This window comes from Pseudomonas sp. 43NM1, from assembly GCF_002836905.1.
GTDB classification, from domain to species: Bacteria; Pseudomonadota; Gammaproteobacteria; order Pseudomonadales; family Pseudomonadaceae; genus Aquipseudomonas; species Aquipseudomonas prosekii.
Map to the genome: position 1 here is coordinate 23,514 of NZ_MKGS01000152.1, position 20,585 is coordinate 44,098.

General features: G+C 61.4%; 13 protein-coding genes. 6 read left to right on the forward strand and 7 right to left on the reverse strand.

What is annotated here, in order from left to right; translation table 11 throughout:
* Position 1: 1 nt before the first annotated feature.
* From BI292_RS17555 to BI292_RS17580, 6 genes are all read right to left on the reverse strand, one after another.
* Positions 2 to 3,247, reverse strand: a complete 3,246-nt coding sequence (locus tag BI292_RS17555) for a transporter substrate-binding domain-containing protein (protein WP_101208617.1) — start codon at positions 3,245 to 3,247, stop codon at positions 2 to 4.
* A complete protein-coding gene (locus BI292_RS17560) occupies positions 3,248 to 3,868 on the reverse strand; it encodes a response regulator transcription factor (protein ID WP_092279763.1) in 621 nt (206 codons plus the stop codon). It abuts the gene before it with no gap.
* 109 nt (positions 3,869 to 3,977) lie between these two features.
* Positions 3,978 to 4,436 (reverse strand): chemotaxis protein CheY, encoded by a 459-nt coding sequence (locus tag BI292_RS17565; protein WP_101208618.1) that lies wholly within the window; start codon positions 4,434 to 4,436, stop codon positions 3,978 to 3,980.
* Positions 4,437 to 4,599: 163 nt separating this feature from the next.
* The gene (gene mgtA, locus BI292_RS17570) at positions 4,600 to 7,305 is read right to left on the reverse strand and encodes a magnesium-translocating P-type ATPase (RefSeq protein WP_101208619.1); all 2,706 of its coding nucleotides are present in this window, start codon (positions 7,303 to 7,305) and stop codon (positions 4,600 to 4,602) included.
* Between the two features lie 420 nt (positions 7,306 to 7,725).
* Positions 7,726 to 9,063, reverse strand: coding sequence for a lysine N(6)-hydroxylase/L-ornithine N(5)-oxygenase family protein (locus BI292_RS17575; RefSeq protein ID WP_092279757.1), 1,338 nt, complete (start codon positions 9,061 to 9,063; stop codon positions 7,726 to 7,728).
* Between the two features lie 131 nt (positions 9,064 to 9,194).
* Entirely contained in the window at positions 9,195 to 9,677 is a 483-nt protein-coding gene (locus BI292_RS17580; RefSeq protein ID WP_109503110.1) for a sigma-70 family RNA polymerase sigma factor, read from the reverse strand.
* Positions 9,678 to 9,988: 311 nt separating this feature from the next.
* Here BI292_RS17580 and BI292_RS17585 point away from each other — a divergent pair, with 311 nt between their 5' ends.
* The 3 genes from BI292_RS17585 to BI292_RS17595 are packed head-to-tail and all read left to right on the forward strand — an operon-like array spanning position 9,989 to position 14,549.
* Entirely contained in the window at positions 9,989 to 11,173 is a 1,185-nt protein-coding gene (locus BI292_RS17585; RefSeq protein WP_101208620.1) for an efflux RND transporter periplasmic adaptor subunit, read from the forward strand.
* On the forward strand, positions 11,174 to 13,147 hold the full coding sequence (locus BI292_RS17590) for a MacB family efflux pump subunit (RefSeq protein ID WP_101208621.1): 1,974 nt from the start codon (positions 11,174 to 11,176) through the stop codon (positions 13,145 to 13,147).
* Between the two features lie 7 nt (positions 13,148 to 13,154).
* Positions 13,155 to 14,549, forward strand: a complete 1,395-nt coding sequence (locus BI292_RS17595; RefSeq protein WP_101208622.1) for an efflux transporter outer membrane subunit — start codon at positions 13,155 to 13,157, stop codon at positions 14,547 to 14,549.
* Positions 14,550 to 15,059: 510 nt separating this feature from the next.
* Here the strand turns inward: BI292_RS17595 and BI292_RS17600 are convergent.
* Complete coding sequence (locus BI292_RS17600) at positions 15,060 to 16,688, reverse strand: PvdJ/PvdD/PvdP-like protein (protein WP_101208623.1); 1,629 nt, start codon at positions 16,686 to 16,688, stop codon at positions 15,060 to 15,062.
* A 208-nt stretch (positions 16,689 to 16,896) separates the two neighbouring features.
* Here BI292_RS17600 and pvdM point away from each other — a divergent pair, with 208 nt between their 5' ends.
* From pvdM to BI292_RS17615, 3 genes are all read left to right on the forward strand, one after another.
* On the forward strand, positions 16,897 to 18,267 hold the full coding sequence (gene pvdM / locus BI292_RS17605; protein WP_092279747.1) for a pyoverdine-tailoring dipeptidase-like protein PvdM: 1,371 nt from the start codon (positions 16,897 to 16,899) through the stop codon (positions 18,265 to 18,267).
* Positions 18,264 to 19,571: an aminotransferase class V-fold PLP-dependent enzyme gene (locus BI292_RS17610; protein WP_101208624.1), complete on the forward strand. Its 1,308-nt coding sequence runs from the start codon at positions 18,264 to 18,266 to the stop codon at positions 19,569 to 19,571. The genes pvdM and BI292_RS17610 overlap by 4 nt, the downstream gene beginning before the upstream one ends.
* 287 nt (positions 19,572 to 19,858) lie before the next feature.
* Positions 19,859 to 20,585 (forward strand): SUMF1/EgtB/PvdO family nonheme iron enzyme (locus tag BI292_RS17615; protein ID WP_101208625.1); only part of this gene is annotated, 727 nt, incomplete at its 3' end.

Genomic DNA, 20,585 nt, shown 5'->3' on the forward strand with positions numbered 1-20,585 from the left:
GCTAACCGAGGCTCTGATCGAGACGCGTCATGCTCTGCTGCAGATGCTCGACCGCGTCATCGATCAGCGCCGCGCGCCCTTCCGCGCAGGCCTGCTCCAGCAGCTCGCAACCGTCGATCAGCAGTTGCGCCTGCACCATCCGCGCACCGCCCTTGATGCGGTGCGCCAAATCTTCAAGCTCCGCACGGTTGTCCGCGGCATGCGCCCGCAGCAAACGTTCGCGGTCCTCGCGATTGCTGATCGCCAGATCACGCCGCAACTGATTGATCAACGTGCGATCGCTGCCGACGTAGCGTTCCAGCCCGCTCAATTCGAACGCTGATTCCTCGCCGATCAAGCCTTGTTCCTTAGCAACGTCATCGGCAAACCGCGCCGCCAGCCACGCGCTCAAATCCGCCAGGCGAATCGGTTTGAACAGGCAATCGTCCATTCCCGCCTCCAGGCAACGGAGCTTTTCCTCGGGTTGCGCATTCGCGGTAAACCCCAGAATCAGCGTCGGCGGCAAGCCCTGCGCTTGTTCTTCATCGCGGATTGCCATTGCCAGTTCATAACCGCTGAGCGCCGGCATGTGGCAGTCGGTGATCAGCACGTCGAGCGGTTGCTTGCGCCACTCCTGCAAACCCTGCTCGCCGTCCTCGGCCTCGAGCACCCGATGCCCCAGATAGCTCAACTGGCGCGCCAGCAACAGCCGATTTGGCGGGTAATCGTCGACCACCAGAATCGCCAGTGAACGGCTGAATACCGGCGATTCCACGGTCTGCACATCGCTGGACAGCTGCGGCAGCAAGGTCGGCAAATCGACGCTGACTTCGACCGTAGTGCCGACGCCGAGCTCACTGTGCAACTGCAAGCGACCGCCCATCATTTCGCATAACGAACGACTGATTACCAGGCCCAGCCCCGAGCCGTGGCGCGCCGATTGCGCACTGTTGCCGGCCTGCACGAACGGGCTGAACAGGCGCTGCTGATCGACCGCGCTGATACCGATGCCGCTGTCGGCAATGCTCACCGTCACCGCCAGATGGTTGAACGGCCCAGGCTTGACGCGCAGGGTCAGGCTGACCTCACCTTTGCGAGTGAACTTCACGGCGTTGTTCAACAGATTCGACAGCACTTGCTTGAAACGCAGCGGGTCGACCAGCACATCGCAGTCGCTGTGAGCATCCAGATCAACCCGCCAGTCCAGCTCTTGCTGACGCGCCAGGCCCTCAAACACCCGACATACCGATTGCGCCAGTTCGTGCAGGTTGGCGCGTTCCGGGGTCAGCGACAGATGCCCGGATTCGATGCGCGCGATGTCGAGAATATCGCCGATCAGCAACAGCAATTGCTGCGCCGAACTGGACGCCACTTCAATCGCCAGACGATCGGTAACGCCCTCCTCCGCCCGTTTCAGCGCCAGTTCGAGCATGCCGATCAAGGCGTTCATCGGCGTGCGGATTTCATGGCTCATGGTCGCAAGAAACGTGGTTTTCGCGCGGTTGGCGTCGTCCGCGACTTGCTTGGCGTCGTGCAATTGCTGCAACCATTGCTGGCGCTGACGCAGTTGTCGACGCTGGCGGGCGATCCAGATCACCGCCAATAACAGCAAGGCACCGGCGACAGCGAAGCCCTGCAAAATCGCTTGGCGATGACGCAACCAATAACTGTCATCCACCGCCAGATCGCTGCTCCAGCGCGCGACCAGTTCGTTCATTTCCTGCGGCGAGATACTCAGCAACGCCTTGTTCAGGATCGAGCGCAATTCCAGTGCGCCGCGATCGGTAGCGAGGGCGATGTGCGCCGGTTCGTCGCCCACGGTGCTGCGGATGTGCAGCCGCTCGCGGTACTGCCGGGCGATCAGGTAACGCGCGACGATCAACGAACTGACCGCCACATCCGCCTGCCCCTTGAGCACCCATTCCATGCCTTGCGCCGGGCTTTGCGCTTCAATCAGACGCACGCCCGGGACGCGATTTTGAATAAACCCGGACAACGGGTGGCCACGGTAAATCGCCACGCGTTTGCCCGCCAGATCGTCGAGGGTTTGCGGGCTGCCGGGCGCCGTGGCACTGACCAGTACAAACGGATTTTTCAGATACGCGCGGGTGAAGCGCAACTCGGCCTCGCGTTCGACGCTCGGCGTGATCACCGGCAGCAGGTCGATTTCGCCGGCCTTGAGTTGCTCGACTTGCCGGTCCAGAGAATTGCCGCGCAGCACTTTGAAGTTCAGGCCGCTGCGCTGGCTGATCAGCGTCAGCAACTGCGCAGTCAGACCGCTGAAACGGCCCTGGGCGTCAAAAAATGTCAGCGGTGCAAAGTCTTCGATGGCGCCGACGGTGAGTATCGGATGCTCAGCCAGCCAGCGCTGTTCGCTGGCGCTCAATTGCACACTTTGCTGACCGGAATGGCTGACCCGGCCGGCACTCCAGCGCTGCTCGATGGCCGTGCGCTGATCCGGCGGAATCGCCGCCAGCGCGCGGTCGACAATCGCCGTCAACCGCGCATTGCTGCGGGCCAGCGCGAAGCCGAACGGGTTGGCCTCCAGAGCGGAAGGCCCGGCCAGATTCACGTTGTTCAGGTAGTTATTGTTGATCAGGTATTTGGCGCTGATGAGGTCTCCGAGGTAGACGTCATCCTGGCCGAACGCGACGGCACCGAGCGCTTCGAGCGTCGAGGGATAAAGGTGCACGCTCGCCTTGGGATACAACGCCGTGACACTCGACATCGGCAGATAGTCATCGACCATCGCGAGGCGTTTGCCGACAAGGTCGTCGGGCAAGCGCTCGTCGAGCCGCGTCACCAGCATCGGCTGGTCTTCGGCGTAGGCGCGCGAACGGGTCAATTGGCGGTCAGCGGCCTCGAAATTGTTCGAGGTGCCGAGCAAGTCCAGCTCATCGTGCTTGAGCGCCTGCATGGCCGCCTGACGATTGGCGTAGCGCCGAACCTGGATCTTTACGTGAAGCAATTGCCCGAGCAGATCGGCGTAATCGGCAGTAATACCCTCGAGTTGATCGGGATTGCGCGTGACCTCGAACGGCGGGTAGTCCGGCCCCGACACGCCCAGTCGCAGCACCCGTTTATTGCGCAGCCATTGCCACTCGGCTTCGCTCAGTTGCACCTCGTAACCGTCGACGGTCGAACGCCCGAGTACGTGCTGGATTTTCGGCTGTTCGAAAATTTGCTCCGATGCCTGAACCCCGCTGTGGAGCAGGAGCACGAGCAGGAACATGCACAGGAACACACCAATGCGCAGATTCTGGGACATTCAGATCAGGTGATTGCGTTTGGCAAATTCGCGCAGGTGCACTGCCGAGCTCACCCGAAGTTTGTCGATCAGCCGCGTCTTGTACGTGCTGACGGTCTTGTGGCTCAAGTGCATCACCTCGGCAATCGCCTTGTTGCTCAGCCCGCGCGCCAGGTGCTGACAGATCGTCAGTTCGCGATTGGAAAGTGAATCGATCATATATGCCTCGCTGTGCTGCACATTGTTCAACGATGCCGACGGTAATCGGGCGAAATAGGTGTAGCCGGCCATGACTGCCTGCACCGCTTTGTGCAATTGGCTGAGGTCGTTGGTTTTCGACACATAGGCCAACGCGCCGGCGCGCATGCAGCGCTCCTGAAAGTGCTGCGGGTCCAGCGATGAAAACGTCAGCACCCGACACGACAGCTCGCCGGTCTTGATCCGTTCCAGCACATCCAGGCCATCGAGCGACGGCATGACCAGGTCGAGCACCAACAGATCAGGCGAATGTTCACGCAGCAACGACATGACTTCGTTACCGCTGGAGGCCTCATGGATTTTCTTGAAACCTTCCTGCTCAAGCACGATTTTGACTGCGGCCCGTACAACCGGATGATCGTCCACAATCAGTGCAGACCTCATGGCAACTCCCTAGACGTGACAATTGCCCAACGCGGATTCCGGGACAGGCCCGGCCAGACGCAATGACTGCGCGATGACTTTTGCATGGGTGAAAAAGCAAAACTACCTGTCAGAACTGACAGTTCCGACGAACGGCAAGGCGCATTTGGGATTTGTACAGTTCGGTGAGCCAGGGTTGATCAGCGTCTTTGCACGGAGGATCGATAGCCGTCATTAACCGCTCGATGCCGACCTGATCAGGCAGGACTGCGTGACTGACCTGGACTTTCCCCTGCCCCGCGACAGGCATTGGCGAGCGCCGTGCCTGGGCGTTGTAGACCAGCGCATGACGAACCTGCGGGTTGTCGAGGAGAAACCCGTGCAGGCCCAACGTTTCGCCGGCCATTGAGGCATTGATGACCACCAGATCGAACGGCTCGCAGCCGTATTCGACCACCGTCAGCATTTCCTCCAGGCTTTGCACCGGGGCCACGCGGTAATAGCCCAGCGCATTGAACAGCCGCTCGATTTTCATCCGATGAAAATGTTGCTCGTCGGCAATCAGGATTCTTAAGGCTTTGTTCGGCATCGTTGGCCTCAGGGAGGTGGCAATTTCGTGAGGAGGCAAGGCTACGGAACACTTGGCGCTTGTTCTGTAGGACTTTTCCTAAAATTGCCGTCTCACTTCAGATCGTGACGCCCTGCGTTACCTGCACAGCGCAACGCGGAGCGTCCCCGGCGGCATTCCCCGCCTATTGCCAGCCGAACCGGCGGATGTAGAAGCCTTTGACGGCCTGCGTCAGGGCCATGTAGGCGAGCAATATCAGCGGCAGAAACACGAAGTACAGCGGCGGCAGTGCCTGCAGTTTGAAGTAATGCGCCAGCGGCCCCATCGGCAGGAAAATCCCGAACGCCATGATGATTGCGGTCATCACCAGCAACGGCATCGCCGCACGGCTTTGCAGGAACGGGATCTTCGGCGTGCGAATCATGTGCACGATCAACGTCTGGGTCAGCAACCCGACGACAAACCAGCCGGATTGAAACAAGGTCTGGTGCTGCGCGCTGTTGGCGTCGAACACGTACCACATCAGCGCAAAGGTGCTGATGTCGAAGATCGAACTGATCGGCCCGAAAAACAGCATGAAGCGCCCGACATCCGCCGGCTGCCAGCGTTGCGGTTGTTTCAGCATCTCGTCATCGACGTTATCGAACGGAATGGCGATCTGCGAAATGTCATACAGCAGGTTCTGCACCAGCAGGTGCATCGGCAGCATCGGCAGGAACGGGATAAAGGCACTGGCGACCAGCACCGAGAACACGTTGCCGAAGTTCGAACTGGCGGTCATTTTGATGTACTTGAGCATGTTGGCGAAGGTCCGCCGCCCTTCAAGCACGCCCTCCTCGAGCACCATCAGGCTCTTTTCCAGAAGGATGATATCCGCCGCTTCCTTGGCGATATCCACCGCGCTGTCCACCGAAATGCCAATGTCAGCCGCCCGCAGCGCCGGCGCATCGTTGATGCCATCGCCCATGAAACCGACGACGTGACCGTTGCCCTTGAGCAAGCGGACGATGCGTTCCTTGTGCGCGGGCGTCAGCTTGGCGAAGACGTTGGTGCATTCCACGGCAATCGCCAGTTCGGCGTCGCTCATGCCTTCGACGTCGCTGCCCAGCAGCAAACCTTGCTGTTCGAGCCCGACTTCACGACAGATCTTCGCCGTAACCAATTCGTTATCGCCGGTCAGCACTTTCACCGCGATGCCTTGTTCGGCCAGCGCACGCAGGGCTGGCGCGGTGCTTTCCTTGGGCGGATCGAGAAACGCGACATAGCCGATCAAGGTCATCTGCTGCTCATCGGCGACGCTGTACACCGTTTGCTCCTTCGGCGTCTGCCGCGCGGCGACCGCGACCACGCGCAAACCTTCTTCATTGAACGACGCCGTCACTGCACGAATCTGCGCCAGCACCTCATCCGTCAGCGGCTCATCGTCAGCACCATGGCGCACCCGCGTGCAACCGGCGAGAATTTCTTCCACCGCGCCTTTGCACACCAGCAAATGCTCCGGCCGATTGTGTTCGGCGACCACCACCGACATGCGCCGCCGGGTGAAATCGAACGGCACTTCATCGACCTTGGCGAACGCCGTCGCCACCGCCAGTTCGCGCTGTACTTCGGCGTGTTGCAGAACCGCCACGTCGAGCAGGTTTTTCAAGCCGGTCTGGTAGTAACTGTTGAGGTAGGCCATTTCCAGCACCTCATCACACTCTTCGCCCCAGACATCGACATGCCGCGCGAGGCAGATTTTGTCCTGGGTCAGGGTGCCGGTCTTGTCGGTGCACAACACGTCCATCGCGCCGAAGTTCTGGATGGCGTCCAGGCGTTTGACGATGACTTTTTTGCGCGACAGAAACACCGCGCCTTTGGCCAGGGTCGAGGTGACGATCATCGGCAGCATTTCCGGGGTCAGGCCGACCGCGATCGACAGCGCGAACAGCAAGGCCTGCATCCAGTCACCCTTGGTGAAACCGTTGATCAACAACACCAGCGGCGCCATCACCAACATGAAACGGATCAGCAACCAACTGACTTTGTTCACGCCATTCTGGAACGACGTCGGCGCGCGGTCGGTGGCGCCGACGCGCTGCGCCAACGCACCGAAATAGGTGCGATTGCCGGTGGTGACAATCACCGCGATGGCCGCGCCGGACACCACGTTGGTGCCCATGAACAGGATGTTGTCGAGGTCCAATGGGTTGAGCGTTGCGCCATTCTGCTGATGCGCGAATTTCTCCACCGGCATTGATTCACCGGTCATCGCCGCCTGACTGACGAACAGATCCTTGGCGCTGAGCACCCGGCAATCCGCTGGAATCATGTCGCCGGCCGACAGCACGATGAGGTCGCCCGGGACCAACTGCTTGATCGGCAACTCGCTGCGCGGCGCGCCCTGACGCAGCACGGTCGCGGTGTTGCTGACCATGGCTTTGAGCGCATCGGCGGCCTGAGTGGATTTGGCTTCCTGGCAGAATCGCAGCAACGTCGAGAGCACCACCATGGAGAAAATCACCACCGCGGCTTTGAGGTCTTCGGTCAGCCAGGAAACCAGCGTCAACAAGCTCAGGAGCAAATTGAACGGATTTTTGTAGCAGTGCCATAGGTGCACCCAGGCCGGCAGCGGCTGCTCGTGTTCTACTTCGTTCAGCCCGTATTGAGCGCGCAACGCATCGGCCTGGGCCGCGCTAAAGCCGTCGTCGCGGCTGCCAAGCGCTGCAAGCAGTCGGGCGGCATCGCTGTTGGCCGCGTTCAACAGGGTGTGCGCGAGGGTCGGCGGCATGTCGCGGCCGACGCGGGTGTCGGTGAAGCTTTCCAGTAACGCCAGGCGTCGGAAGTGCCGGGCTATATGGCGGTTACGCAGGAATCCGGCGAAGAATTCCTTGAGCACGATCAGGTTCATGGCAGTTGCCTCCCAGGGTCAGCCGGGAAACCGTCGAGCAGGCGTGTTGAGTCGCGGCGATGACGACGGGGACGTCGCGCATCACACGATTACGTGTCGATAAGAGGGGCATTGGGCCACGGACCGCAACTGGCCGTGAACAGCATGCCGCTGCTCGCTTTTCAGCAAGACAACGGCAGCGAAAACCTGCGCGTCAGCTTGCCGAGTAGGTGCCGGTTACTGCAACCGGCCGACAACTGTCACTCGAACAAGTACCCACTGTGGGTCTCCGTTAATGGATGAAAACGGGCGAAGCTTACGCCGCGATTTTCGGGGAGTAAATGCTCTGTGGCGGGGGGTTCGGGGGAATTTGAGGGTTCTTCAGGAAGGGTTCAGGATGATCGTTCCTACGCGGAGCGTGGGAACGATCAGGATTGGGGTTCAGCTGGCAGTCGCCAACAACAGATCCTTCACCGAGCGCACCTTGCCGCGGGATTTGTCGTGCTCGTACAGCGAGCCGGCGATTTCATCGGCGCGAATCGGCAGGATCGACAGCAAGGTGTCGCTCAGACCATGGCTCGCCTGGCAGAAGCCCTGCATGTAAATGCCAGCCTTGCAGCGCTCGTCGGTGATCAGCTTGTAGTTGCGATCAACTTCAAATTCACCCAGATATTCTTCCAGCGGCGCCAGCAGTTTGCGGTGCATCTGCCGCTCGTAACCGGTGGCCAGCACGACCGCGTCGTAATGCCGAACCGACACTTCACCCGTGGCGTTATTGCGCACCGCCAGTTCGATCCCGCGCTCGGTGGCGGTGGCTTTCTCGATAGTGGTCAAGGTGCGGAATGCGTGACGGGCAATCCCGGAAACCTTCTGCCGATAGAAGATGCCGTAGATGCGCTCAATCAAGTCAATGTCGACCACCGAATAGTTGGTGTTGTGGTACTCGTTGACCAGCCGCTCGCGCTCGCTGTTGGCCTGCTGGAACACCAGGTCGGTGAATTCCGGCGAGAACACTTCGTTGACGAACGGGCTGTCATCGGCCGGTTTCAGCGCCGAGCCGCGCAGGATCATGTCCACTTGCACCGACGGGAAGCTGTCGTTCAGATCGATAAAGGCTTCCGCCGCGCTCTGCCCGCCGCCGATGATCGCAATGCTCATCGGCTGATTGTTCACGCACGGCTGCTTGGCCATTTGCGCCAGGTATTGCGAGTGGTGGAACACGCGGCTGTCATCCTTGAGCGCCTTGAACGCTTCAGGAATACGCGGCGTGCCACCGGCGCTGACCACCACCGAACGGGTGGTGCGCACGTGTTGCTGGCCTTGGGTATCGCGCGAAATCACGCGCAGCGCTTCGACCTGCTGGTTGTGCAGCACCGGCTCGATGGTCAGCACTTCTTCGCCGTAACGACTCTGCGCTTCAAACTGGCCGGCGACCCAGCGCAGGTAGTCGTTGTACTCCATGCGGCACGGATAAAAAGTGCCGAGGTTGATGAAGTCCACCAGGCGCCCGTGGTGCTTGAGGTAATTGACGAACGAATACGGGCTGGTCGGGTTGCGCAGGGTCACCAAGTCCTTGAGGAAGGAAATCTGCAATTCGCTCTGCGTCACCAGGGTGTTGCCGTGCCAGCGGTAGTCGGCCTGCTTGTCGAGAAACAGCACATCCAGCTCACCCTGAATCGGCCCGCGCTCTTGCAGGGCGATGGCCAGCGCCAGGTTCGATGGGCCGAAACCGATGCCGATCAGGTCGTGAACGATGGGCGATGCAATTGCCTGTGTCATTTCCAGTGTCCTCTGGATGAACCCCTCAACAAGGGGAGGAAGCCTATGTGACCCGGTCGGCTTTGAGCAGCGCGGCAAGTCGTCTGTTGATTAGGAACGAGGACAATGAAAAAAAATTTAGCGAGAAGAGATCAGTGGGCGTCCCACTGCTTGATGCGCACGCGGCAATGTTTCATGGCGTTGACGATGTGTTTTTCGACCAGTGCGCGGGAAATCCCCAGATGCTCGGCAATCTCCGGGTGCGACAGGCCCTCAATCTTGCGCAGCAAAAAGCTTTCGCGGCACAGCGCCGGCAATTCCGCCAAGGCGCGCTGTAGCATCGCCAGGCGCTGGCCGTGATCGAGACTGGTGTGCGGCGATGGGGTGAAATAGCGCTCTTCGGTGTCGAGCACGTCCAGCGATTCGAGTTGGCGCAGCGAGTTGCGCCGATGATCGTCGATCACCAGATTCAGCGCAGTGCGATAAAGGAAGGCCCGGGGCTGCTCGATCGGCGTTTCGCTGGAACGTTCCAGCACTCGCACATAAGCGTCATGCACCACATCTTCGGCAACCTGACGGTTGCCCAGCTTGGCGTTCAGGAAACACACCAGCTCGCGATAGTAGTTTTCCAACATGACTCCCGGCCGCACGGGTGCGGTTTTCTGTCCTTGAGCCACATTTTCGCCAGCCAAAACAGGCAGTGGCACGATAGTGGCAGTTCGAGGTGCGTAATTTATAGTAATTCTCATATAGATTTAAAGTGTTGTTTCGATTTGACCGACAACTTGCCGCCAACCGCTGGGCGCGGGCAGCGCTAAATTTGTCGCTGCTTTCATCGTTTACAGGACAGCTCCCCGTCTCTGTCGCCCTGCGGCAGCGCCCAGCTGTCGCCTGATTGTGTGCGTCAGCTGCGCGACGGGCCGATTTCCATTGGCCGGAACCCTGCATGAAACGTCCCCGCACCGCACGACGCGCCTTGCTTGTTGCACTGTGTCTGATCCCCGTCATCGCCGTTGCCGCGTGGCAGATCCTGCCGCCGGGCCGTGATCAATTTGCCACGGTGCAAGTCAGTCGCGGCGATATAGAAAGCAGCGTCACGGCGCTCGGCACCTTGCAACCGCGGCGTTATGTCGATGTCGGCGCCCAGGCGTCGGGGCAGATCCAGAAGATTCACGTGGAAGTCGGCGACGTGGTCAAGGAAGGCGACCTGCTGGTGGAAATCGATCCGTCCACCCAACAGGCCAAACTCGACGCCGGACGCTTCTCCATCGACAACCTCAGAGCGCAGCTGCAAGAGCAAAAGGCTCAGCACGAACTCGCGCGGCAGAAATTCCAGCGCCAGCAAAACCTGGCGGCCGGCGGCGCCACCCGCGCCGAAGACGTGCAAACCGCACAGGCCGAATTGCGTGCGACGCAGGCGCGGGTCGACATGTTTCAGGCGCAGATCCGCCAAGCGCAGGCCAGTTTGCGCAGCGATCAAGCCGAACTCGGCTACACGCGCATTTATGCGCCCATGAGCGGCACCGTGGTCGCCCTCGATGCCCGCGAAGGCCAGACGCTGAACGCGCAGCAGCAAACCCCGCTGATTCTGCGCATCGCCAAACTGTCGCCGATGACCGTCTGGGCCGAGGTTTCCGAGGCGGATATCGGCCACGTCAAACCGGGCATGACCGCGTGGTTCACCACCCTCAGCGGCGGCAACCGGCGCTGGAACAGCACAGTGCGGCAGATTCTGCCGATCCCGCCGAAACCGCTCGACCAGACCAGCCAGGGCGGCGGCAGCCCGGCCAGTTCGAGTAAAAGCGGCACGGGCCGCGTGGTTCTCTACACGGTGTTGCTCGACGTCGATAACGCCGACAACGCCCTGATGGCGGAAATGACCACGCAAATATTCTTCGTCGCTGACCAGGCAAAAAACGTCTTAACTGCGCCGATTGCCGCACTACAGGCCAGCTCTCAGACCAGCTCCCAGACCAACATCCAGACCGCACAAGTGGTCGCGAAAAACGGCGCGATTCAACCCCGGCAAGTGCGCACCGGCATCAGCGATCGGCTGAAAGTGCAGATTGTCGATGGCCTCGAGGAAGGCGATCACCTGTTGATCGGCCCGGCTGACGGGAGTGGCGGCTGAATGCAGACGCCACTGATCGACCTGCAGGACATCCGCAAAGCCTACGGCGGCGGCGATTCACCCGAAGTTCACGTATTGCGCGGCATCGATCTGGCGATTCATGCCGGCGAGTTCGTGGCGATTGTCGGCGCTTCCGGCTCGGGCAAATCGACCCTGATGAACATCCTCGGCTGCCTCGACCGCCCGACCTCCGGCGAGTATCGCTTTGCCGGGGAAAACGTCGCCGGGCTCGACAGCGATGAACTGGCCTGGCTGCGCCGCGAAGCGTTCGGGTTTGTGTTCCAGGGTTATCACCTGATCCCGTCGGGCTCGGCCCAGGAAAACGTCGAGATGCCGGCGATCTACGCCGGTTTGCCCGCCGCCGAGCGTCACGCCCGCGCCGCCGCCCTGCTCGACCGCCTCGGCCTCGCGTCGCGCACCGGCAACCGTCCGCACCAATTGTCCGGCGGCCAGCAGCAACGGGTGTCGATTGCTCGCGCGTTGATGAACGGCGGCCACATTATTCTCGCCGACGAACCGACCGGCGCCCTCGACAGCCACAGCGGCGCCGAGGTGATGGTTTTGCTCGATGAACTGGCGAGCCAGGGCCACGTGGTGATCCTGATCACCCACGACCGCGAAGTCGCGGCGCGGGCCAAACGCATCATCGAAATCCGCGACGGCCTGATCATCAGCGACAGCGCCCGCGACGACCCTGCGGCGCAAATTTCGGCCAACCCCGGCGCGCTGCAAGCGGTGGATTTGCGCAAGCGCCTGAGCGAAGGTGCCGAAGCCACCGGCGCCTGGAAAGGCGAGCTGGTGGATGCCGTGCAAGCGGCGTGGCGGGTGATGTGGATCAACCGGTTCCGCACCGCCCTGACGTTGCTCGGGATCATCATCGGCGTGGCGTCGGTGGTGGTGATGCTGGCGGTCGGCGAAGGCAGCAAGCGCCAGGTCATGGCGCAAATGGGCGCGTTCGGTTCGAACATCATTTACCTGAACGGCTCGGCGCCAAACCCGCGCACGCCGCCCGGCGTGGTCAGCCTCGACGACGTTGCCGCGCTGACCAGCCTGCCGCAGGTGCGGCGGATCATGCCGGTCAACGGTGCGGAAGCGGGCGTGCGCTTCGGCAACGTCGACCACATGAGTTACGTCGGCGGCAATGACACCAATTTCCCGCAGATTTTCAATTGGCCGGTGGTTCAGGGCAGCTATTTCACTGACGCCGACGAACGCAACGCCGCCGCCGTCGCGGTGATCGGACACAAGGTCCGGACCAAATTGCTGAAGGATGTCGCCAACCCGATCGGCCAATACATCCTGATCGAAAACGTGCCGTTCCAAGTGGTCGGAGTGCTCGCGGAGAAAGGCGCCAGCTCCGGCGATTCCGACAGCGACAACCGCATCGCCATTCCCTATTCGGCGGCCAGCGTGCGCCTGTTCGGCACGCACGATCCGGAATACGTGGTGATTGCCGCCGCCGACGCGCGCAAGGTCAAGGAAGCGGAAACCGCGATCAAACAATTGATGCTGCAACTGCACAACGGCAAGCAGGATTTCGAACTGACCAACAACGCGGCGATGATTCAGGCCGAAGCGCGCACGCAGAATACCTTGTCGCTGATGCTCGGCTCGATTGCCGCGATTTCGCTGCTGGTGGGCGGCATCGGCGTGATGAACATCATGCTCATGACCGTGCGCGAACGCACCCGCGAAATCGGCATTCGCATGGCCACCGGCGCTCGTCAGCGCGACATCCTGCGGCAGTTTCTGACTGAAGCGGTGATGCTCTCGGTGGTCGGCGGGTTGGCCGGAATTGCTTTGGCGTTGATCGTCGGCGGCGTGCTGGTGCTCAGCGAAGTCGCCGTGGCGTTTTCCTTGATGGCGGTGTTTGGCGCCTTCGGTTGCGCGCTGGTGACCGGCGTTGTCTTCGGCTTCATGCCCGCCCGCAAAGCTGCCCGGCTCGACCCGGTCACGGCCCTTACCAGTGAATGATCGATCTATGAAAGCGCAACTCAGTCTCTTGACCCTTTGCCTGCTGCTTGGCGCGTGCGCCAGCCCTGCCCCGCGCCCGGACAGCGGCGTGACGGCGCCCGCCGCGTGGCAATCGCCGCACAGCCAAAGCACCGCGCAGAGCAATCGGCAATGGTGGACGCAGTTCGGCAGCCCGCAGCTCAATCGTCTGATCGAACAGGCGCAAGTCGGCAGTTTTGACCTGGCGGCAGCGGTTGCTCGGGTGCGTCAGGCGCAGGCAGGCACGGTGATTGCCGGTGGTTCGCAGTTGCCGGAGATCAAGGCCGGGACCAATGCCAATCGGCAAAAACTGTTACGCGGCAATGGCTACAGCCAGCTCGATGTCGACAACAACGACAAGGCCGTCGATTACTTTGACGCCAACCTCAGCGCCAGTTACGAAATCGACTTCTGGGGCGGCCAGCGCGCCTCACGCGACAGCGCACAGTTCGCGCTGAAGGCCAGTGAATTTGATCAGGCGACCGTGGAGCTGACGTTGCTCAGCGGCGTCGCCAACAGTTATGCGCAAGCGTTGTCGTTACGCGAGCAAAAACGCATTGCCGAACTCAATCTGGCCAACGCCCAGAGCGTCTTGAAGCTGGTGCAAACGCGCTTTGATTCGGGCTCTGCCACGGCGCTGGAACTGGCGCAGCAGAAAAGCCTGGTCGCGGCGCAGCAGCGGCAACTGCCGACGGTGCAGCAACAGGCCCAGGACGCGCTGATCAGCCTCGCCGCCCTGCTCGGACGCCCGGTGCAGGAATTGGCGACGATCGACGAATCTTTCGATCAACTGCAGTGGCCAGTGATCGGCACAGGCGTGCCCAGTGAGTTGCTCAGCCGTCGCCCCGACATTGCCCGCGCCGAGGCGCAACTGGCCGCCGCCCAAGCTGACGTCACTGTTGCCCGCGCGGCGATGCTGCCGGCGCTGACCCTCGGCGCCAGTCTCGGTTCAGGGTCAAACATCGCCGCCGAGCTGTTGCGCAGTCCGTTCTATAACCTCACTGCCGGGCTGGCGGCGCCGATCTTCAACAACGGCCGCCTCGGCGCCGAACGCGACAAAGCCACGGCGCGTCAGGCAGAACTGCTGGAAATCTATCGCGGGGCGATCATCAATGGCTTCGCCGACGTCGAAAAAGCCCTGAACAGCATTGATGGGCTGGACCAACAACGGCAGTGGCAGAGCGAAGAACTGAGCCAGGCGCAAACTGCCTTCAACATTGCGCAGAACCGCTATCAGGAAGGCGCTGAGGATTTGCTGACTGTGCTTGAGACGCAACGCACGTTGTACGCCGCGCAGGATTTAAATGTGCAACTGCGGTTGTCGCGGCTGCAAGCAAGCGTCGCACTGTACAAGGCACTCGGCGGCGGCTGGCAGGCGCTGTAATGCCAAGGACGCCGTCGCGTGCAGATTTGGATTTGTGGCGAATACATTACTTGTGAACGCTGAAGATCAATTGTAGGAGTGAGCCTGCTCGCGATGGGGCTCGCACATCCAGAATCTCCAGCGACTGACACACCGCTATCGCGAGCAAGCTCGCTCCCACATTTGGATTTGTGGTGAACACATTATTTGTGGACTCTGGAGATCCCCTGTGGGAGCGAGCTTGCTCGCGATGAGGCAGGCACATCCAGCATCTCTGGCAACTGACACACCGCAATCGCGAGCAGGCTCACTCCTACATTTGGATTTGTGGCGCACACACTATTTGTGAACGCTGGAGATCCCCTGTGGGAGCGAGCTTGCTCGCGATGAGGCTGGCACATCCAGTATCTCTGGCGTCTGACACACCGCCATCGCGAGCAGGCTCACTCCTACATTTGGATTTGTGGCGCACACACTATTTGTGAACGCTGGAGATGCCCTGTGGGAGTGAGCCTGGTCGTAACGCGGAACTCAGACCTGCCGCTGCCGGACTTTCAGATGACGCGCATACCACGGGCGTTGCGGTACGCGGCGGAACAGGCTGGCGAGTTTTTTGTCGTCTTCGCTGAAGGTGATGCGCAGTGCGAGCTTCATGGTTTCCGGGTCCATTTCCACGCTCTTGCCGGCCTGCAACCCCGGCGTGGTGCTGCAGCCGTGGGTGCTCGGGCCGAGCCACGGGTCGTCGATTTCAACGAAACGGCCCGGCGCGAACCACGGCACACCGTTGACCTCAAGCCGCGTGACCTCGCCCGGATGAAAGCGCTCGTGCGCGCGGAACCAGTCTTCCAGTCGATCATCGATCCAGCCGTGGAAGTGCCAGAACACCGGGCTCACATGTGATGAAAACGGGTCGCCAAGAAAGTCATTTTCCGCCCCGAACCAGCGCGCGGAAAAGTCCGATGGGTCCCTGGCGAACGGCACCGGTTGCCCATTCGACGGATCGCGCGGCACCGACGCCCAGCGCATGTGCAGCCAGTCGTGCAGGCCCAGTTCGACTTCCGAACCGAACTGCCCCAACGTCAACTTCGACAGATAACGCGGATCGCGGTACTGCGATTCCCAGACCTGGAAGTTGCTGTGATAGGTCTCGGCGGTCTTGATGTCACTGACCCACTGGGTGTAATCGGCGTCCTCGCTGGCCAGCCAGGTCGGCGGCAGCGAGGCGCCGTCGTGGTTATCGAAATAACGTGCGAAACCCTGACGGTCGCGCTCCAGTTCCGGTTGCGGCATCGGAAAACTCGGCCAGGATGGCAAGTCCTGCATCGAGCGCGCCGTGCCGAGCATGTGGCGGTGCATGAAGAAAAAATCCACACCGGAGCCATTGCGATCCTTGCGCGGGCCACGGGCATCGCGCTCCTTGTCGCGCGGGCCGGGTTGCCAGCCAATGCCGCGCAACGCCCCGCGCTTGTCTTCGGAAAGGGTGTGCCATTTGTCCCGCGAGGCGTGCCACAACTGGTGGAACAAACGATGTTCCGGCGACGTCAGCCACGCCAGCAGTGTCGGATTGAGGCCGGTGCGTTCGCGCGCTTCAGGGAACAGGCATTTGTGCGCGACAAACTGGCTGTCCAGCGCCGGCAAACCGAGTGGCCGGTCCAACCGCAACAAGCGCCCGCTGAGGGTGCCGCTGCCGGCATTGCCGAAATCCGCCCAGACTTCGTCAAGGGTGACCGCCAATTCATACGCAGCGGCGCCGTTGGCCGATTGCGTATCGACCAGGCGCCAGTACATCTCGCCGGGTTTGCTCGACAGCAGATCACCGATCACCCGATAACGCGGTTCGCCGTCGCTGCGCAACTGCTGCGCAGTGTCCACGCAGCCGCGCAAGCCCCGGCCACGCTGGGCAATGTCGAGAAACAGCTGCAAGCCCTGCAACGGCAACCCGTCGAGCCCCGGCTGCGCCCCGTCAAACCGGATATCCCAAACCCCGCGCAGCGAGTTCGCCAAGTGCTGGCCGGCCGTATCCGCGAGATCGACAGTCGCCTCACCGGGGGTGATCGTCGGGTCCGGTTTGGTCCATTCGCGATGCCCATAATAAGCCGCAGGCACGGCGGCGCCGGTCAGCGCCAGACCCGCCATGAACCATCGTCGAGAAATCGTCATTGCCCTACCTGTGTCAGCCATGAAGCAGGCTTTATCCAAGCTAGAACGTTCAACCGCAGGACAAATTTAAGCGCTTGGCTGTAAGCGCGAGGCTTGCCCGCGAAGAGGCCCGAACAAACACCTAAATTCTTGCCCCAGCCACTCGTTCATCCCAGATAGCAAAGGCCCCTGCGTTGGCACCGGGGCGGCGAACCTGACTGAGACGGCAATGACAAAACCACGTTCGAAAAAGGCTCTTTACATCGGCCTGCCGCTGGCCCTGGCGATCAGCGCCGGTGCCGGTTTTGCGGTTTGGAATCACTGGTTCAAGGACAACCCCGGCTACCCGGTCAAGGTAATGAAACAGGCCGACGAGCTGCACGAACGCATGTTGTCCTTCGACAGCCACATCAGCCTGATGCAAAACTTCGGCACCCAAGGCAACGAGGCCGACAAGGATGGCGAAGGCCAGTTCGACCTGGTCAAAGCCAATCGCGGGCACCTCTCCGGCGCCGCCCTGACGATTTTCGGCTGGCCGGAAATGTGGAACGGCCCGAACGCGCCGCACAAGCCTACCGCCGGGTTTGTCGAGGAGGCCCGCAACCAACAGGAGATCCGCTACAAAATCATCACCGGCATGGTTCGCGATTTCCCCAATCAGGTCGCCATCGCCTATACCCCCGACGATTTCCGTCGCTTGCACGGTGAAGGCAAGTTCGCGATTTTCATCAGCATGCTCAACGCCTATCCGCTGGGCCACGACCTGAACCTGCTGGACCTGTGGACGGCGCGCGGCATGCGCATGTTCGGCTTCAGCTACATCGGCAACAACGACTGGGCCGACTCGTCGCGTCCGCTGCCGTTTCTGAACGATTCGCCAGACGCGCTCGACGGCCTCTCGGATCTGGGCAAACAAGCGGTCAAGCGCCTGAATGACCTTGGGGTGATCATCGATGTTTCGCAGATGTCGACCAAGGCCCTGGAGCAAGTCGCGCAACTGAGCCGCACGCCGCTGGTGGCCTCGCACTCGGCACCGCGGGCGATGGTGGATATTCCGCGCAACCTCAGCGACAAAGAACTGCAACTGATCAAGCACAGCGGCGGCGTGGTGCAGATTGTCGGTTTTTCGCAATACCTGAAACCGCTGACCCAACCCACCCAAGACAAACTCAACGACCTGCGCAAACGCTTCGACCTGCCGCCGCTGCCCAACCTGGCGATGGCGCTGATGCCGGGTGACCCGATCATCTCGGCGTGGTCCGAGCAAAAGTTCGGCCAGTACGCCAGTGGCCTCTACGCGATTCTGGAGGAAGAACCCAAGGCCAGCCTCAAGGACTTCGGCGACGCGATCGAATACACCGTGCGCAAGATCGGCATTGATCACGTCGGCATCAGCTCTGACTTCAACGAGGGCGGCGGCATCAAGGGCTGGGAAAACGTCAGCGAAATTCGCAACGTGACCGCCGAACTGCTGTCGCGCGGCTATTCCGAAGCGGACATCGCCAAGCTCTGGGGCGGCAACTTCCTGCGTGTCTGGGACCAGGTGCAAAAAGCCGCCAGACCGGCGCAAATCTCGCAGCAGGACCAGAGCAAGCCATGAGTGATCGTCGAACCTTTTTGAAACAGGCCGGCATCCTCGCCGCCGGCCTGCCGTTGACTGCCGGCCTGCACCGCAGCGCCAATGCAGCCCTCGCCAATAACCCGCACAACGCCATGCCGGCGCCGCTGCCCCGGAACAAATGGGCGCAGTTGCGCCAGTTGTTCGACCAGGATCCGGACTACCTGCACTTCTCCAATTTCCTCATCACCTCGCATCCCAAACCGGTGCGCGAGGCCATCGAAATGCACCGCGCAGCCCTCGATAAAAACCCCGGACTGGCGATGGATTGGGACTTGGGGGTGATCGAGCAACGCGAAGAAGACGTGCGCGTGTGGGCCGGTCGCTACTTGCAGGCCGACGCCAAACAGATCGCGCTGACCGGCAGCACCACCGAGGGCCTGGCGATGATTTATGGCGGCCTGCACGTGCGCCCGGATCAGGAAATCCTCACCAGCGTCCACGAACACTACGCCACGCACACCATCCTCGCCCTGCGCACCCAGCGTGACGGGACCAAGGTGCGCAAGATCAAACTGTTCGAAAACCCGCAGACCGTCAGCAAGGAAGAAATCCTCGCGGCTATCGACCGCAGCATCAAACCCGAAACGCGGGTGCTGGGCATGACGTGGGTGCAATCGGGCAGCGGTGTGAAAACCCCGATCGCCGAGATCGGCGCACTGGTGGACAAGCACAACCGTGGCCGCAGCGATCAGGACCGGATCATTTATCTGGTGGACGGCGTGCATGGTTTTGGCGTCGAGGACCTGAGTTTCCCGGCCATGAACTGCGACTTCTTTATCGCTGGCACCCACAAATGGATGTTCGGCCCGCGCGGTACCGGCATCGTTTGCAGCCGCAGCGCCGAGGTCAAATACGTCACGCCGATCATTCCGACCTTCTCCGAAGCCACGGCGTTTTCCACCACCATGACGCCCGGCGGTTATCACTCGTTCGAGCACCGCTGGGCGCTGAATGAGGCGTTCAAATTGCATCTGCAATTGGGCAAGGCTGACGTGCAGGCGCGTATCCACGCACTCAACGACTACATGAAAAAACGCCTGCTGGCGCATCCGCAGATCGAACTGGTCACGCCGCTAAGCCGCGAGCTGTCGTCAGGTTTCAGTTTCTTCCGGGTCAAGGGCAAGGACGCCGACAAGATCGCCGCTTACCTGATGCAGAACCGCGTGGTCGCCGATGCGGTGGACCGCGATGTCGGGCCGGTGATCCGCACCGCTCCGGGGCTGCTGAATACCGAAGCCGAAATCGACCGTTTCATGGTCTTGCTCGGCACCCAGCTCGGCTAAACATGCGCCAGCACAACCCAACCCAACCCCTGTGGGAGCGAGCTTGTGTGGCGAGGGGGCTTGCCCCCGTTGGAGCGCGAAGCGCTCCCAGAAGCGCTCCCAGAACCCACGACTGCGGTGCATCAGGCATACCGCATGCGATGGTTTTGCGACTGCTTCGCAGCCGAACGGGGGCAAGCCCCCTCGCCACACGAGCATGCTGCCACAGGAATGTATTGCGCACCGGCGGTGCCCGCCCCACCCGACTCCTTTTACCTTTGCCTTTTATCTTTGTATCGAGAGAGATGATGAACAGTGAGCTGCGTAGTTTTTCCCTGAAGACGCTCCCCGCACTGGCTTTCGCCGCCGTCGCCAGCCTGCTGCCGGGCGTCGCCCAGGCCGCTGAACCGGCGCAACCGGGCAAGGTGTTCAAGGATTGCAAGGACTGCCCGGAAATGGTCGTGCTGCCCACGGGCACCTTCACCATGGGCACGCCGGACAACGAAGTCGGACGCGAGCCGGATGAAGGTCCGTTGCACCCGGTGACCTTCGCCAAACCGCTGGCCATCAGCCGCTTCCAAGTGTTGGCCGGCGAGTGGGACGCCTATCTGCGCGACACCGGTTACGTGATGCCCGATGGCGATACGCGCCCCGGCCGCGAGTGCAAGGCTGGCGTGCCGCGCTACGAGCGCACGGCCAAACATCCAGCGGTGTGCATGGACTTCCCCGAGGCCAACGCCTACGTGGAATGGCTGTCGAAAAAATCCGGCAAAACCTACCGACTGGTCAGCGAATCCCTGCGTGAGTACGCCGCGCGCGCCGGCAGCAGCGGGCCGTTCCCCTTCCCGTTCGATGAAGGCAAGGAATACAGCATCGCCAAACACGCCAACACCTACGGCGCCGCCGACGGCTACAACTTCACCGCGCCGGCCGGCAGCTTCCCGGCCAACGCCTTCGGCGTGTACGACATGCACGGCAACATCTATGAGTGGACTGCCGATTGCTACAACGAAAACTACCTTGGCGCCCCGAGCG

Excerpts from the sequence above, each read along its gene's own strand:
- BI292_RS17610 (WP_101208624.1), top strand. The coding sequence starts at position 18,264 with ATGAGTGATCGTCGAACCTTTTTGAAACAGGCCGGCATCCTCGCCGCC.
- BI292_RS17600 (WP_101208623.1), bottom strand. The coding sequence starts at position 16,688 with ATGACGATTTCTCGACGATGGTTCATGGCGGGTCTGGCGCTGACCGGC.
- BI292_RS17590 (WP_101208621.1), top strand. The coding sequence starts at position 11,174 with ATGCAGACGCCACTGATCGACCTGCAGGACATCCGCAAAGCCTACGGC.
- BI292_RS17580 (WP_109503110.1), bottom strand. The coding sequence starts at position 9,677 with ATGTTGGAAAACTACTATCGCGAGCTGGTGTGTTTCCTGAACGCCAAG.
- BI292_RS17575 (WP_092279757.1), bottom strand. The coding sequence starts at position 9,063 with ATGACACAGGCAATTGCATCGCCCATCGTTCACGACCTGATCGGCATC.
- BI292_RS17595 (WP_101208622.1), top strand. The coding sequence starts at position 13,155 with ATGAAAGCGCAACTCAGTCTCTTGACCCTTTGCCTGCTGCTTGGCGCG.
- BI292_RS17560 (WP_092279763.1), bottom strand. The coding sequence starts at position 3,868 with ATGAGGTCTGCACTGATTGTGGACGATCATCCGGTTGTACGGGCCGCA.
- BI292_RS17555 (WP_101208617.1), bottom strand. The coding sequence starts at position 3,247 with ATGTCCCAGAATCTGCGCATTGGTGTGTTCCTGTGCATGTTCCTGCTC.
- BI292_RS17585 (WP_101208620.1), top strand. The coding sequence starts at position 9,989 with ATGAAACGTCCCCGCACCGCACGACGCGCCTTGCTTGTTGCACTGTGT.
- pvdM (WP_092279747.1), top strand. The coding sequence starts at position 16,897 with ATGACAAAACCACGTTCGAAAAAGGCTCTTTACATCGGCCTGCCGCTG.
- mgtA (WP_101208619.1), bottom strand. The coding sequence starts at position 7,305 with ATGAACCTGATCGTGCTCAAGGAATTCTTCGCCGGATTCCTGCGTAAC.
- BI292_RS17565 (WP_101208618.1), bottom strand. The coding sequence starts at position 4,436 with ATGCCGAACAAAGCCTTAAGAATCCTGATTGCCGACGAGCAACATTTT.